12 protein-coding genes are annotated in these 15,535 nt (G+C 37.2%); 2 read left to right on the plus strand and 10 right to left on the minus strand.

Annotation, left to right across the window (positions count from 1 at the left end; all coding sequences use genetic code 11):
- Positions 1–6 precede the first annotated feature (6 nt).
- The 10 genes from brxC to CXF69_RS01115 all read right to left on the minus strand — a co-directional run bounded on the left by brxC (position 7) and on the right by CXF69_RS01115 (position 10,562).
- Entirely contained in the window at positions 7–3,666 is a 3,660-nt protein-coding gene (gene brxC, locus CXF69_RS01065; RefSeq protein WP_102077888.1) for a BREX system P-loop protein BrxC, read from the minus strand.
- A 40-nt stretch (positions 3,667–3,706) separates the two neighbouring features.
- Positions 3,707–4,318, minus strand: a complete 612-nt coding sequence (locus tag CXF69_RS01070) for a BREX protein BrxB domain-containing protein (protein ID WP_102077887.1) — start codon at positions 4,316–4,318, stop codon at positions 3,707–3,709.
- Positions 4,299–5,093, minus strand: a complete 795-nt coding sequence (locus CXF69_RS01075; protein WP_102077886.1) for a BrxA family protein — start codon at positions 5,091–5,093, stop codon at positions 4,299–4,301. The genes CXF69_RS01070 and CXF69_RS01075 overlap by 20 nt, the downstream gene beginning before the upstream one ends.
- Positions 5,093–5,581 carry a BrxE family protein gene (locus CXF69_RS01080; RefSeq protein WP_102077885.1) on the minus strand — a complete coding sequence of 163 codons (489 nt, stop codon included), beginning with the start codon at positions 5,579–5,581 and terminating at the stop codon, positions 5,093–5,095. Before CXF69_RS01080 ends, CXF69_RS01075 begins: the two co-directional genes overlap by 1 nt.
- A gap of 1,063 nt (positions 5,582–6,644) precedes the next feature.
- On the minus strand, positions 6,645–7,202 hold the full coding sequence (locus CXF69_RS01090) for a hypothetical protein (protein WP_102077884.1): 558 nt from the start codon (positions 7,200–7,202) through the stop codon (positions 6,645–6,647).
- A gap of 150 nt (positions 7,203–7,352) precedes the next feature.
- Complete coding sequence (locus tag CXF69_RS01095) at positions 7,353–7,808, minus strand: DUF1810 domain-containing protein (RefSeq protein ID WP_102077883.1); 456 nt, start codon at positions 7,806–7,808, stop codon at positions 7,353–7,355.
- 50 nt (positions 7,809–7,858) lie between these two features.
- Positions 7,859–8,350: a hypothetical protein gene (locus CXF69_RS01100; protein WP_102077882.1), complete on the minus strand. Its 492-nt coding sequence runs from the start codon at positions 8,348–8,350 to the stop codon at positions 7,859–7,861.
- 3 nt (positions 8,351–8,353) lie between these two features.
- On the minus strand, positions 8,354–8,533 hold the full coding sequence (locus tag CXF69_RS01105) for a hypothetical protein (RefSeq protein WP_102077881.1): 180 nt from the start codon (positions 8,531–8,533) through the stop codon (positions 8,354–8,356).
- A 27-nt stretch (positions 8,534–8,560) separates the two neighbouring features.
- A complete protein-coding gene (locus CXF69_RS01110) occupies positions 8,561–9,652 on the minus strand; it encodes a helix-turn-helix transcriptional regulator (RefSeq protein WP_102077880.1) in 1,092 nt (363 codons plus the stop codon).
- Between the two features lie 52 nt (positions 9,653–9,704).
- Positions 9,705–10,562: a PP2C family protein-serine/threonine phosphatase gene (locus CXF69_RS01115; RefSeq protein WP_102077879.1), complete on the minus strand. Its 858-nt coding sequence runs from the start codon at positions 10,560–10,562 to the stop codon at positions 9,705–9,707.
- Between the two features lie 580 nt (positions 10,563–11,142).
- On the opposite strand from CXF69_RS01115, the gene CXF69_RS01120 reads away from it, so the two are divergent.
- The gene (locus CXF69_RS01120) at positions 11,143–12,987 is read left to right on the plus strand and encodes a DUF262 domain-containing protein (RefSeq protein WP_102083148.1); all 1,845 of its coding nucleotides are present in this window, start codon (positions 11,143–11,145) and stop codon (positions 12,985–12,987) included.
- Positions 12,987–15,512 (plus strand): DUF262 domain-containing protein, encoded by a 2,526-nt coding sequence (locus CXF69_RS01125; protein ID WP_102078888.1) that lies wholly within the window; start codon positions 12,987–12,989, stop codon positions 15,510–15,512. The genes CXF69_RS01120 and CXF69_RS01125 overlap by 1 nt, the downstream gene beginning before the upstream one ends.
- Positions 15,513–15,535 lie beyond the last annotated feature (23 nt).

Consider the following 15,535-nt stretch of genomic DNA (forward strand, 5'->3'; position numbering starts at 1 on the left):
TTTTCCTTACCCTTTATTAGTAATAGAGTGATTACTATGCGAACCATCAAGTGAAACAAGCAGCTCAAACTCTTCAGCATGACGCAACTCACCGCGCAGTTGTTCTAGCTGTGTGATAAGTTGATTTAAATCAGTCATATTCGTGATATAGGCCTTTGCTTGTATATTACGAGTAATGAGTGTTTTTCCCTCTTGTTTTTGTACTTCTTGCTCTTCATCCAACTTAGCTTTTAGACGCTGCTGGCTAGTACGCTTGATATTTCTTTTAATCTCCTGCAGCTGATTCTGAATACTATAATCTTGATTTACCAATTTGCGCAGCCCAATCAAGTCTTCACTAACAGGTATAGACAAGCTTTCTAAATCTGCAAATACAGTATGTTGTTCTTGCTGCGTTAATTCTTGCCATTCCGCTATAGTAGTTACTTCTTGTTGTGCTTCTTTAATACGTTCAGCTTGCTCAGTTTGCATGATCATAACCGTATTACGGACATGACTCTTAATACTGGTTAAATAACTAGCAAACTCTACGCTATATTTAAAAAACTCAGCTTGGTTGAGGCGCTCGCTCACATTATCGAGTACTTCTGCTAATTCAGTTTTTAATCTGCTCGGAGTACCACTATCTGGTAAAGAGTTAATCTCATTACGATGCTGTTGTAGATTTTTTAAATCAGTCTCTAACCCCTGCTGTAAAGCAAGTGTGAGATCAGCCGACCATTTCAGACTGTTATAAAAATCTGAATCCTCGCCACCTAGTCGTACTGATACATCAGATCCATCAGTAGAGAGCACTTCTGTAATATTATTAGTTAACGCTTCTATTCGATCTGATCCAGGTAAATCCATGCCTTTCAGCTTTTCTGCTAAAGGAGCATAATTACGCTGTAGTAAAGGAAATAACTTAATAGCTGCCTTACTTATTTCATCTTCTAACGGTACTACAATATCACCGCTCAATTCAGTCAAGCGACTAGCCGCATTTGCAAGAACTTCCATACTCGGACGCTCTTCACGCAAAGACACGCCTATAGATTTAAACGTATTATTAGTTTTTAAGGCGTCAATCGCTTTTTGTCCATTAACAGTTACTTCGCGCCCGGCAACTTTTAGTTTAATCTCTCCTGCCAGTAACATAGCAGAAATCAGATAACGTACAGTATCTGGCGACCAACCATAAGGAGCATCAGTAAAAATATCACTGAGGCGCTTGCCTTCAATAGAACCCTGACGTTCGACCATGTCACGGATACTTGTAATGGCCTTATGATCTGTATTAATCGTAGTGTTACCACTAGTACGCTGTATTAATCCAAGCGGGTCAATATCACTGGTAATACCTGATAAGCTATTAGTACTAAGGAATTTTTCTGCTAGGTTAGTATTCACTCGCACAGGCGCCTCACTGTAACGTTCAAATACTTGCGCCGCCACAATAGCTAAATGTTTACGTCCTGCTTCAATAAGATCTTGGTTAATACTTTCAACAGCCGTTACTTCTCCACGAAATACAAAAGACCCTTGCAATAAGCTACGCTTAATTAAACGTACCAGTTCACTAAGCTTACGTTTAGAAATTTCTATCTGGCCTGCACAATACTCTTTAACTTCTTGATCTGGCTCATTACGATACTTACTAGCGATTTCACGACAACGATAAATATCTCTAGTCAGATCTATCATCTCAGGCGTAGTGCGACCGACAATGAAAATATTGTGCTTTGCAAGTTTCTCACGGCTTTCACTGATTAAGCGTGCTTTTGTAGCCTCGTAGTCTTTAGGATCAACTAATTCAGCTATTGTTTGTACTGCATTACGCTCACCTAATAAAGACGCAGGAACCCCATTCTCATTTTGAGATTTTAGACCGGTTTGTACTGATAAGGAGCCATTTAGTTGTGTTGAAGGCAAAGGTGAATACGCTTCTTTCAAACACTCGTTTTGAATACGACTTAGCTCGATAGGCCGTAAAGGTATGGTTGCACGCTCTTGCTCTATGTTATTAAGTTTTTCACTAAAGAAGCATAGACTACCTTCTTGCTCTCCAAAAGGAACAATGGCATCGTTAATAAGCTCATCAACTGCTTTTTTCACTGCATCAGCATTAGATGCCGCCATAATATCTGAATGCATAAGGCTGGTTATATTTTGCAATGAAATTGGTAAATTACCTAAAATTTGCAACACACATACGGTCTTAGCAATATCTTGATGTAGCTCTGAGTCTGAAAAACGAATTTTAACTTTACCTACTGACTGATAAAGTGCTGGATAACCTTTTTCAATATCTTTTTTCAAAGAGTCAAATAAAGTAACTGTATTGGCTAACCAACCTACCGGCTGATTTGCAATAGGCTTGGTGACATCAGTCCCTTCAACCAAAATATCTTGGACGACTTTAATCGCTGAACGTAGACCAATACCACCCGTCGATTTAGCTAAAGAGCCTAACAGATGTAGCAGAATATCGAAGTGGGCAGGCAAGAATGGATAGAGATTAATAAAAGTCTGCTTATCAAAGTCAGCGCCGTAAGCGCGTGCATCTACAAGCTTTGTATGGTTACGTAGAGCTTGACCATGATTATCAAATAGATTCCCTAGTGTTGTTTCACCTGCTGGTGACTTACTGAGCAGGCGACTATAACAAATCTCTTTAATATCATTAGCTTCAAGGTCTATTTGTATTGGGAAGCGGTCTTTCAATTTATATAGTTCAGGAGAATTAAGTGAAGCTTTTGGATCATCTTCTGTAAGTGTTTGCTGTGCGGTACCGATTACCCAAACCTTACCATTACCAATATTTTTTAAGTTTTTGGCTAGGCCATCTAAGTTTAAAATAAGGTTTTGTCGTGATCCAACATACTGACCTACTTCATCGATAATAAAAATGATATGTTCTTTACCCGAAGCCTCACGGGCTATTTCAATCATTTCCTCTACACGATCATTTTCAAAACGGATTACTTCGCTAGCTTCAGTGTTGAATGATGAGGACGTTTTGAATAGTGTTGGGTACATCTGATGTGCTATTTCAGGAATAACACTGTCAACAATCAAATCATCATTGCGATAGTCATCCCATTCCTCTCCTTCAGTGTAATCTCTGAAAACTTGTAAAAACTCATCATGACGGTTTTCTTTTTTTAACTTTCTTTCAAAAGCTGCTACTTTCAAATTACGAGAATAACCTGCCCATTGTAGAACTTTGTAGTACAGGACTGTAGACACCTCTTCCATTGTCGCACCAGCCAGCTGCTCACTAGCTAAGTCAAGCATAAGGACAGCCGCAGGAAAACGTTTTGAAACAGAAGCTAGCAAAGCCTTCGTAGTTGATTTTTTAAACCTATCTTGAAGATGCTGGATAAAAGGTGTGCCATCAATTTTGATATTATCATCAAAAGCTAAGCCTAAATATTTTGTAAAAGAACTCTTACCTGAACCATAGAAACCCGAAACCCAGACACCTACCTCGTTTTGCCCGCCTGCTTCCATGGCTGCCTGCATCTTACTAAGTAGTTTTTCAAATTGCTCTTCGATGCTCTCAGTGACAACATACTCAGATATCTCAGCTTTTAAACGTTCCTCTTGAGATACCCCATAAGTAATGACCTTTTCAATAGTGCGGTAAATATCTTTATTATTATCAAATAAATTTTTAATTTCCATTATATATCCCTAAGTAAATCTCATTAATTAAGCCAGATTATCAGCCGCCTACATGTACTGAACGGTAGTTACCATCTTCCGGATAAAACCCTAAAAATTTAAGTTGGGTTTTACCTGTCCTCATACCTGGATAAAAAAATATAGTAGGTACATGAAATTTACCTTGAAGTTGGCTTTCCATAGACCCTATACGGAGATAAGGATGAAGTGCTTCAATATCTGACACTAATAAAATTGAGTTTGGCCTACCTTCAAGGTCGAATAACTTAGCTTCAAGCTTATTTTGTAATGCGTTTTTTTTGGTAAGTGCTTCTGCTAATGATTTATTGGTTTTTTGCCACTGCAAGCCTATATTTTCTGCTGAGTCTCTATTCTCAAGAGCCGCTGAATCTTGCTTTTCCCAGGTTTTCTTAATGAAAACAGGCATTTCATCAAAGACTTCTTGTACGGCTTTAGCCATGGAGAAAATATGGACATCCCAACCTTCATTTCGAAGTTTTGCTGCCCATGCAGGAAGCTGACGCTTTATTTTCAATATTTTTTGTGGATCAAAGATCAAATAAAAGATAGGCTCGAAGCTGGCATGCCCAAACTCTCGGCCTGCTCTTACTCGCTCCATTAACTCATTAAAATCAGTATTGAGCGATGACATCTATTACCTCCTCCATTTTTTTAAACTGCCAACTGATGCGAGTCACGTCACCTGCTGACTGCACAATTAACCAGTTATTTTTTGCTAGTGTTCTTAACTCATCACGTACTTCATTAGGCTCCATACCAAAAAGCTTCCACGACTCATGACTAATGATCGCGTTATCACCTAGACCGTTAAAATGTAAAAAGTGAGCTAAATATAAAGAAGTGTTTAAATGAATACGGATAGGTTGAATGGTTCGCGTAGGCGATCTGCCTGACGACAATAGATTATAGTCAGCACAGCAACCAATAAGATAAGAAGATACACGTTTAACAACCGAGTCTGCCCATGGTTTTTGCATTTTCCCTTCATCTATAGCATAGGCCATAAAATCCCGAGCATCTTCAGTAGTTATTGTATCGTGACCACCTGAGTAACGGTTCCAATATACTTCTATAATAAAATCCTGTAGAACTTTATTGGCTTGTGCAGTGTGTATCAAAAATAGCTGATTAATATCTTGTGATGATACAACTTGAGCCAGTTTTTTCAAATGAACAGCTACATTAGTTTTGATGTATCGAGGTGAGAAACACTCAGCAATAATATTGCGTAGTCTACGTGCCGTAACCATTGGAAATAAACCGGAACTTAATGCTTCTTCATATAACTCAGAAACCGTCATACCATGTTGGTATATCTCCAATAGAAGCTTAGTTTCATTAACGAGGCCTAGACCGGCTCCCAGTTGCGTAGTATAAAACTGATTTTGAGAAATATCTGAACTCATTACGCTTCCTTCATATAAGGAAAGCTTTTATAGCCTTCTTTAAAGGCATTAAGATAGTGCCTCGCTGCTACTTTCAGCATAAGCTCTAAACCCTCATCATTAAATACACCTATATTGACAGGCCCTTCAGACTTTTCAACTTCACTGTAAACCAGCTGTTCCAATGCTTCAAAAGCACTATCTTTACTTATCAGTCTTTCTTTCATATCGATATTTTGCACTGCTTTGGAAACTTCTCTTTCAAGTGAGTCTGGTAGCCTGTATAGATGGTAGTTTTCACCTACACCGATATATTCATCGTGTACCAATAATGCTGCCTCACACACTCCATGATACTGCGCTAACAGCATTGTTCTAGGATATGGATACATAAGGAAGGCTGGACTAGATGCACCGAGAAAATTACTTCCCCACCAATCAAATTGACTCTTTTCACCCAGATAGCCAATTAAAAATCGATAATTTAATACTAAGTCTACAATTGGCATTTTTCAAAATTCCATAAAATTCATATTTATTATCAAAATAACTTATACATGCTAACATTCTTATAAACACATTTAACAAGCAATTGTCTGGTTTTTATAAAGACTTGTTCAATATTGCTCTATATACCCTATCCGACGTACCAAACAAATAGCAGATTATCTCGTAAAGTATCGAAAAAGAGCGTATGCGATGGATAATTCAAACTATCCTACCATTCAAAAAAATAATGAAAAATGTTAGCTGATGTTGCGGGCTTACTTTCCAAAAACCCTACTATATAATTTAATTTTCTACTAATAACATAGGATTTCAAAGCGTCTTAAACATATCGAATTTTATTTACTATATGTTATCGCAGTAGTAGCATTCAGAATAACTCTCCGAACTGCTTATCGGTAGCTGTAATGTTGCCATTTTGATTATATTGACGGCTTCGGCTTTAAGTAGTGTACTGTATTAGGTTCTCCATTTTTTGTCCATGATAAACTCCACTTATTACGCTTAGTTTAACTGCTTTGACCGTACGGTTTCTTTAGCGTAGATCAATATCCAAGGTCAAGAGATAACTGATATGGAGGGCTTATAAGAGCTTAGCCAAATAGCGCGCATACCCACGCACTTAAGTTTTGGCAGGTATAAGGGCGAGGCTATTGCAGATTTAGCTGCGAGCTCTGAAGGTGCTGGTTATATTAAATGGCTGCTTACACAAGACAGTGTTGACCCTTATTTAGCTCAAGCATGCCAGCAAGCATTAGAGTCGGTATAAATATACTGATGTAGTCAGTTTGAGCTATGCTGAAAATTGAGATCGATACTAGAAATAGTTAACGCTAAAGTAGATCAAGTTCTTATTGAAACTATAACTTATTAGGTAATAAACCCCTCAATATTATGGTGTTTAAAATATTATTAATATCTGCATATGCCATGGATCAATCTTACTCTGACAATTCGAAAAAACTCTATACGCTATTATTTATATAGTGTAGAGGGCTGGGGTATGAAACTTACTTTTCTTAGGTGATGCTATTAATATCGGGGTTTGACCACTAAAGAACTGAGCTATGCCTCAGCATACATTGCCCTTAATCGAAAAGATTCAGGTTCATTACTAATACTGGTGCAGTAGTACGTATATAATTCATCAGCCATAACGTTCTTTTCAATACATGCCACTATATAAGAAGTAGTATCTAGTGAGGGGCTTTCGCTACTCTCCATACCTAACAATAGCCCTTTAATATTAAGGTTTTTAGGGAACTGACCAACCAACTCACTAGCTGCTTTTTTTGCCATATCTGTTTCAGATCCATCTGTTATATGAATTTGAATAAATTTATATAATTTTTCTCGTTTGAATAAGCTTTTAATATCGATAACATCTATACCTATTAAACCACGTGGACTGATATTCAATAACTTAACTACTTGACTTACGTCTTCAGGCTGACATTTAACAATGCCCTCTATAATATCTAAGCGATCAAAATCCATATCATTTATTTGCAATCCCACTAAAAACCAAGCCTCTGACTTCTCTTTTAGCTCTAGTAGTGCCTGCTCATCCCAATCCTCGCTGATAATAAAACAACCAATAACAGACTTAGGGTAACGATCCATAATTCGTTGGTATAGAAATGCATTAGGTCTGTCATCTATATACGATTCGTCCAGATGGTATTTCATCGCTATACTCACTGATAATTAATGTTTCTTGGTATGGTTGGAAGTATCAAATTTTAGTGCGAGTTAAATCATATTCGGTTTTATTTACTTATATTGCTGGTCATTGATTTGCCTTAGCATCTTGATAGTCTTTATATCGTAATTGCCTTCAAAATACTGATCCAAAAGCTCGTCAAAAATACATTTTTTATTAGAGGATGCTAAAGTAAACAACGTAAGTGAAGATTGCAGCTTCAAATTGTCCGGTGAACCAAAGATATTTAAAGCGCTTTTATCAGGGTGCGACAGCAATAGTTCAGTACACTCTATGAGCCGTGCTCCAAGCACCTCATGCTGCAAATACGCTTTCGCTTGCTCCAGACTCTCTATTGCAAATCGTCGAGACATTTTACTATGCCCTAACCCTTTCACCTGTGGAAAAATAAACCACATCCAATGCGTGCGCTTACGACCTTGGGTCAGCTCTTCAATCACTTGTGAATAGATGGCATCTTGAGCTTGGATAAAGTCATCAAACAAATCTTTATCTATTGTTGTCATTTTTCACACTCCTTACGATTTAATTAATGAGCATTTGCCTACCTGCCATGCTAACCAGCCACATATATCGCCCCCATCCAATAATGGTCAGGTTTATCAATCATCCTATTGCCGTAAAACACTTCTGAATCATCAGAAATCCGACTTTCAACAGCAGTTGTGACGCTAAAAAACTCATCAAGAGATAGCTTATGATCGCTTTCAATATCAAGCATCATATACTGGATACTAAGACCTTCAGGAATTTGATTGAGCAGATGATTAACGGCACTTTTTACTTGTTCTGAATCTGGCATGCCCGTTACTCTAGTCTGTATAAACTTAGCAGTCTTTTCAGCCCCACAGGATCTTCTAATATCATTAACATCTATACCAGCCTTATCCCGATCAGATAGTACTGATTCAAATACGCCTATTACCTGCCCGACTTCATCCGCTTTGCAAATAATGATCCCGTCTATTACTTTGAATCTATCAATTTGCTTATCTGTGGTTTGTAGCGCAAACAATGTGCAACCGACTTGTTGTTGTAGATTTAGCAATGACTATTCATCCCAGCCATCTTCGATAACAATAAATCCAACCTCAGACAAGAGGTAGCTATCTGATTGTGGCGTATATAAAGTAGCTAAAGGCATGGGCTCTATCTGAAGCTCATCACTACGTTCCTCATTGATATCGTTTTTTATAGTCTGTTTATCTTTAAAAATACTATCTACTGTCATACTCGGCTCCTTTTTAAAGTAAAAATATTAATTACGGTTATAAAGCTGCATCCCACTTTCTAGTCGCTCAAGAATAACCGTCTTTAACTCTAATGGTTCAATGACGACGGACAATTGCGACATACTTACCAGCCAATCTTGCAGACGAGTAGTATTAGCAACTGTAGCGCTGACCTGATTCCAAGTGTCATCGATAATAGTAATTTGCTGATCTATCGCTAGTGGGCGCTCATAAAGGTGCTGACAGGCATATTTCTGTACTTTTAAAACCAAGTTGATTTCAATATTTTTACCAAACTCTAGCTTGCCTAGCTTCTGTAAGCTATCTAATGTAAAAATGTCACGCCCTACCCAGTCAGGTATTGGCTTATTTATGACTACTACCTCGGTAATACGGTTGACTGCAAAGTTGCGATGCTCCTCTAGCAATACGTCATCATCGACATGATCATTTACTGGATTAAAACCTGTGAGATAGATTATATTGTCAATAAAGATCAGTCCTTTGGGATACACCACTCTTTGACTTGCCTGTCCTTCCCATTTATTGTGATAGCATATTTGTAATTGACGACTTTGCAGCAGAGCCTGATGAATACTTCCAATCACCTCACTATCAAGCGTTGGCGCTTGCACAATACTAGATAAGGTGATGAGATGATCTTGCCATTGTCCTAGCCGACTTTGATGAAATTTGTCTTTATCCTGTCGACGTAATTGAGTGAGCTTGTCTGTGATTTCTTGTTTAAAAGATAGTGGTAAGTAGTTTGCGGTATATTTATCCAGCATTTCCCAAAAGAATACCGTTTGCTCGTTAATGACATCGATACTAAAGCTAGATTCAATATAAAACCGTGCCATCTTGCCACTGATATTCTTGCCCCATGCTGGCACCCGAATTAATGCGTCACTATAGAAAATATCGTTAAAGACTTGGTTTAAGCCAATTAGATCGTTCTCTAAGTTTTTACGCTCATTTGTATAATTATCAGGATCATTACCGTAGTTTTGCATAAGCTCAGTGAGTGACACAGCATCAGTTTCACTCCGAGGAAGGCTTTGATATAAAGCAAAGAGACGTGCTGACTTTGTATAGCTGGCGATTGGATATGTAGGCATATGGGTTGCTCAGTTAAGTAGTAAATTATGAAGCGAGCTTTAAAAAATATGTTCAATCAAAACGAACCAATATTGCTGTGCCATTATCATAAGCATTGCCATCAGAGTCATAAATTTGGTTCTTAAGATTGATTAGCCAAGCTTGTAAATCAGTTTTGGCACTGATAGGTTGCCATTCATGGCTTGTCACTAAGTCGTGGATACCATCCGTACAGACCAAGATACAATCGCCGCTATTAATATCAATTTGGCAAGAGCTATCTTCTGGCGCTTCACTACTTAGATAACTGTCATCAGCCGTCAATGCAAAGCACTCTGTAATACTATATAGACTCCCCGCCATTCCTTCTCGGTTATAGTCAGCGAACTTCGCTTGGCTACCTTGCTCTTGTGCTTTCTGGTCAATGAGCTCATTCAATAGGTTATGATCTCGAGTCAGGCACTGCCACTGTGACGTACCTTTAGGCAGCCAGTACACACGGCTATCACCCACATGCGTGATTGTTGCTTTTATTATTCCATCATAATTTAACTCACAGGCAACCATCGCGAGCGTTGCCGCTGCACCATGACGCTTGGATAAGTGCTTGGTTTGATTAATCAGCTGATGGATACTATCTGAGCAGATATGCTTCTGATCGTTCCATAACCGTCCGATTGCTTTTACCACCGCCTTTGAGCAGTGCTGCGAATGATGAGAGCTGGCAACACCATCAGACACTGCCAAGCAGAAAGGCACTACTGCTGATGTCACTGCCATCATGCCTAAGTCTTCTTGATACCAGTTATCTAAAAAGAAAAAAGCATCCTGCTGCAATTTATTACTGGCATTACCTTGAAAAGTGATTGCACAAGCTTGTGCGATAGAGGAAGTACTCCATGAAGGGCAATTATTCGAAGAAGCAATCATGATGGTAAGCCTATCTATTTATCATATAGATCAGTATAGCGGACAACCTGTAAAATAAATTTACAGGTTGCCCGCTATACTAGACTATTGACGATATATATATTAATTCAATAAATAAAAACTAGATTAACTAAAGAACTAATGTTTGTTATATAATTCAGTAAATTTGCTGCTCTGCATTACAGTTAAAAGTTAATTATAACAACTAATGTAAGCATCAAACCCTTGACAATTACGGATATTGAAGTAGCTACTAACCTTAATATTTAACATATGCTTGCTCATTCTTATAAAATAGAATGTTTCTATGAGCTTTATAAAATATAGCTTGCATGGTTTTTCAATCTTTGTATTTTTCTTAGTTAAATGCAAGCAAATTGGGGTTTGATGTGGTAAGAAGCTCTTTAATCGCTACTCCTACTTATAAGGAACAACCCGCCATCGCCATCATCCTCTTCGATATGCACATAGAAATCCAAGCACTATAAACGAGACTTGCTAAAACGCAGGATATTAAGCAGGAATTGCTGACTGGCAAGATATGATTACTACATTCACTATTGAAAATTGAGGAATCACAATGCAAGATAATGCATTAATGCTAAAGCCAATCAATGATTTACTTGACAAAGAGTTTTACATACCAGCGTATCAACGGGGTTACCGTTGGACTAAGAGACAAGTAACTGACCTACTTGAGGATATTAAAGAATTCCAACAGCAAGTCGAAAATAGTACTAATGCTAAAGATAAATTTTATTGCTTACAGCCCATAGTAGTTAAAGAGCATGGCAACAAATGGGAAATTGTAGATGGTCAACAGCGCTTAACCACAATCCATATTATCTTAACCTGCCTTAAGGAAATCCTTCCCTTAGTTGGAAAATCTCGATATCAAATCAGTTATGAGACTAGAACTGACTCTTCTGAGTTCTTAGCTAATATCAACGAGGATCAAGCCGAAGACAACATCGATTTCTTCCATATTGTAGAGGCCAAAAAGGCCGTCGATGAGTGGTTTAAAGATAAAGGCAATTATCGAATACAGCTTATTCAAACTTTGCTTAATGAAGATGAGATTGGCAAAAATGTTAAAGTTATCTGGTATGAGCTTGGTGAGCATGAAAATGCTACTGAAGTATTTACTCGATTAAACATGGGTAAAATTCCATTGGTGAACGCTGAACTTGTGAAAGCATTGTTTTTAAAATCTAGCAATTTTATTGATAATAATCAAAGCATAAAAGAACAAAATAAATCTATAAGATTAGAACAAGCGAAGATATCTCAAGAATGGGATTCAATTGAAAAAAGCCTGCAAGATGATGCGCTTTGGTACTTTATAAGTAATAAAAACATCAAAACCAACCGCATTGAGTTTATTTTACAGCTTAGAGCATTGGAATTTAAAAACAGTCAAAACCTTATCGATAACGATAAGTTTAAAACTTTTATCCAATTCAATAAATGGTTTGATAATAATCAAGTCGATATAAGCAATGAATGGCTCGAGGTCAAAAAAATATTCATGACTTTAGAAGAATGGTTTAACGACCGCACGTTATTCCATCTAATCGGCTACCTAGTATCTCAAAATATCAGTATTTCTGAAATATTTAAGCTGAGTAGTAATAGCAAAGGTAAAAAAGATTTTCATAAGCGCTTAATTAAACGCATCCTTCATCTGATATTTAACGTGAAGATAGATAATGTGCTATCTCATAGTAATCTAAGGAATACAATAGATAACTACCTAGCTGAGCTGAGCTACGAAATCAGTACAACAAACCACCTACGCCAAATCCTACTGCTATTTAACATTGCAAGTCTGCTAAACAATCCAGATTCTAATGCTCGCTTTCAGTTTGAAAAATTTAAACTGGATCAGTGGGACATAGAGCACATCCGCTCTGTTAGCTCAGAAATGCCGGAAAGTAAAGACAAGCAAGAACAGTGGCTTGAGCAGGTTATTGAGTATATTTCTGATAACAACACACTAGCTGAACCAGCCCTCCTACCACCTAACGACTTGGCTGAAGCACAACTTATCAAAACCCAGGCCATAAAACTTTGTTCTACATCCTTTACCAAGGATCAGTTTAAAGATATATACGACCGTGTCATCAAATTATATGATCCCAACAGTAATGATGAAGTAGACAGTTCTATAGGTAACTTAACCTTGCTTGATAGCTCCACTAATCGCAGCTACAAAAATGCCATCTTCCCTATCAAACGAAAACGGATAATCGAGCTGGATAAACAAGCTACCTATGTACCTTTATGCACTAAAAACGTGTTTTTGAAGTATTACAGTGAAAACGTAGACAAGATGCTGTACTGGGAAACTAAAGATAGCGAAGACTATCAAGAAGCTATGCTAGATATCATGACTGACTTTTTTACTGAAACGGGAGCTCAATAATGAATATGGGAGAAAAGCTGACCTTTAATGGGTTATTTGATCGAGTCGAATTTGTTGAAATTCCAATCATCCAACGCGACTATGCTCAAGGTAGAAAAGACGAGTATGAAGTTAGAAATACGTTCCTAGATGCTTTATATCTGGCATTAACTGCTGATCATACTAATGCCAATCAATCCCTAGATTTAGACTTTATTTATGGAAATATTGACTATGGTATATTTTCGGTACTTGATGGTCAGCAACGACTGACCACTCTGTTTTTATTACACTGGTTTTTAGCAGTTAAAAACCATCGAACTGCTGAATTTAGAGAGCGTTTCACAATAAATAATAAGTCACGCTTCACTTATAAAACCCGTCCGAGCTCAACGGAGTTTTTTGATGCCTTAACTGCAGATGATAGCTTTAAAAACAAGCTCACTCAACCAAAGGACTTAAACACTTATTCAGTAAGCGAGCTAATTAGCGACAGTAATTGGTTTTATCTATCATGGAAGCAAGACCCTACTGTTCAAGCCTGCTTGCATATGCTTGACACCATTCAGAAGAAATTCTCGGAATATGAAGGTGACTTATACCAGAGACTAATAAATATAGAGACTCCTTACATCACATTTCAGTTTTTGCGTTTAAAGTCTTTTGGTTTATCCGACGAGCTTTATATTAAAATGAATGCACGTGGTAAACCTCTGACTTCGTTTGAAAACTTCAAGGCCAAGCTTGAGCAAATCATAGAATCGTACACTGACGGCTGGCCGGACTATAAATTGGATATTACAGGCTTTAATGATAACCGTGTAGATGGCTATAAATATTTTATCCATAAAATCGATACCCATTGGGCAGATTTATTTTGGCCTTATAGAAACCTATTCTCACAGGATAATACTTACGATGATGAGCTTATGAACTTCATTCGCTTAATCATCTTATATCAATATCTACTAGATAAGAAAGACTCATCTAAAGCACCAGCAAAAGATGACTTAAGCGTGCTTATGGGTACAGGATCTAAGCTATCGCCTACTACAATATCTGAATATGAAATCCTAAGCTGCTTAAACCAAAAATTTATTATTCGTTTAATCAGAATTTTTGACTTAATCGAGGACCAAGACTCTACTCAAAAAATAAAAACATATCTTCCTAATCAAAAATACTATACCGAAGAAGAGACATTCAAAAAAGTTCTATTGAATGAAACAAGCTATGTCGACAAGATTAGATTTTTTGCGTTTTACTCTTACCTGTCAAAGCATGATTCGTCATTAAATCAGACTGAACTGAGAAATTGGACACGCGTTATCTACAACCTAACTGAAAATACTATCGTCGACGGCTCAGACGACTTTTATCGTGCCTTACATTCAATTGAGGCATTAAACGAGCTTGATGAGCCAGTTCTAGATATCCTAGTGAAAAATACTAATATAACTGGATTTTTAGGCGACCAAATTCTAGAAGAAAGAATAAAGGCTCATTTACTATTAAAGTCAGAAGACTGGCAATCGGCAATTTATACGGCAGAGAATCACCCATTTTTTAAGGGTCAAATTGGTTTTCTGTTGAATTTTTCGGGAGTTTTAGCATTTTATCGTGAACATAAAGATTGCAATTGGAATGAGGTAGATAACAACCAATATCTTATTCAATTTAATAAATATGCGAAATCAGCGGGAAGAATATTTAGCTTGATTGAAGATAGCATTAGTAATCTCGAGTACCGTTGGGAACGAGCTGTACTTAGTAAAGGGGTCTACTTTACCAAAAGAGATACTCGTTTTAATATGCTACACACACGTTCAACTAAGGACAATATTAGTCGAGATCACAGTTGGAAACGTCTATTGCGTATCGGCTCTAATGAGATGGAAACTAAGCAAGAATATATCAAAGCCGTATTAGATGATAAAAATTATGATAATGATGATATTACTAATTCACTAGAGAAAATCTATAATCAGGCTTTGGAAAAAGGTCAGGTTGAATATTGGCGTAAAATGCTCATTGAGCACTTTACTATTTTTGGATATAGCAAAAGAGGATTTATAGAATTTGAAGATTCTCAGATCACAATTCTTGGAAAATCCCAAAGAAATCATTATCACTCTGAGTTTTATACTAAAGTTATTGAAAATAAATTGCGAAAAATCGAAGACTCCTTCCCTTCTTTACTAAAACCTTTTACCCATTTACATTATCATGAAGTTAAATCCAGATATGAGTCAGCAGGCTTACATGTAAAAGGCTGGGACTTTGATGGTCAGCTATTTTCTATTGAAATAACAAAAGCAGATGACCATTTTAACATCATCTTTAAAAACAGCACTCTCAACTCTTATCCCGAACCAATTAAAGACTTATTACTAGATTCAGGATTTGAACGCATAAGTCCAAAACAAGAGCTAGATACAGTAGCTCATCCTGCTTACTTCATTAACACCGAACAAACTACTGTAGAAGATGTTATTGATAACCTAGAAAGATTATGTGAAAAGTTAAGGACTATCAATGATGAGTAACGCCAACCAATAGGAACGCATAA

The sequence above is a fragment of the Psychrobacter sp. Choline-02u-9 genome (assembly GCF_002836505.1).
GTDB lineage: Bacteria > Pseudomonadota > Gammaproteobacteria > Pseudomonadales > Moraxellaceae > Psychrobacter.

Excerpts from the sequence above, each read along its gene's own strand:
- CXF69_RS01110 (WP_102077880.1), bottom strand. The coding sequence starts at position 9,652 with ATGCCTACATATCCAATCGCCAGCTATACAAAGTCAGCACGTCTCTTT.
- CXF69_RS01125 (WP_102078888.1), top strand. The coding sequence starts at position 12,987 with ATGAATATGGGAGAAAAGCTGACCTTTAATGGGTTATTTGATCGAGTC.
- CXF69_RS01120 (WP_102083148.1), top strand. The coding sequence starts at position 11,143 with ATGCAAGATAATGCATTAATGCTAAAGCCAATCAATGATTTACTTGAC.
- CXF69_RS01115 (WP_102077879.1), bottom strand. The coding sequence starts at position 10,562 with ATGATTGCTTCTTCGAATAATTGCCCTTCATGGAGTACTTCCTCTATC.
- CXF69_RS01070 (WP_102077887.1), bottom strand. The coding sequence starts at position 4,318 with ATGTCATCGCTCAATACTGATTTTAATGAGTTAATGGAGCGAGTAAGA.
- brxC (WP_102077888.1), bottom strand. The coding sequence starts at position 3,666 with ATGGAAATTAAAAATTTATTTGATAATAATAAAGATATTTACCGCACT.
- CXF69_RS01105 (WP_102077881.1), bottom strand. The coding sequence starts at position 8,533 with ATGACAGTAGATAGTATTTTTAAAGATAAACAGACTATAAAAAACGAT.
- CXF69_RS01075 (WP_102077886.1), bottom strand. The coding sequence starts at position 5,093 with ATGAGTTCAGATATTTCTCAAAATCAGTTTTATACTACGCAACTGGGA.
- CXF69_RS01080 (WP_102077885.1), bottom strand. The coding sequence starts at position 5,581 with ATGCCAATTGTAGACTTAGTATTAAATTATCGATTTTTAATTGGCTAT.
- CXF69_RS01090 (WP_102077884.1), bottom strand. The coding sequence starts at position 7,202 with ATGGATCGTTACCCTAAGTCTGTTATTGGTTGTTTTATTATCAGCGAG.
- CXF69_RS01095 (WP_102077883.1), bottom strand. The coding sequence starts at position 7,808 with ATGACAACAATAGATAAAGATTTGTTTGATGACTTTATCCAAGCTCAA.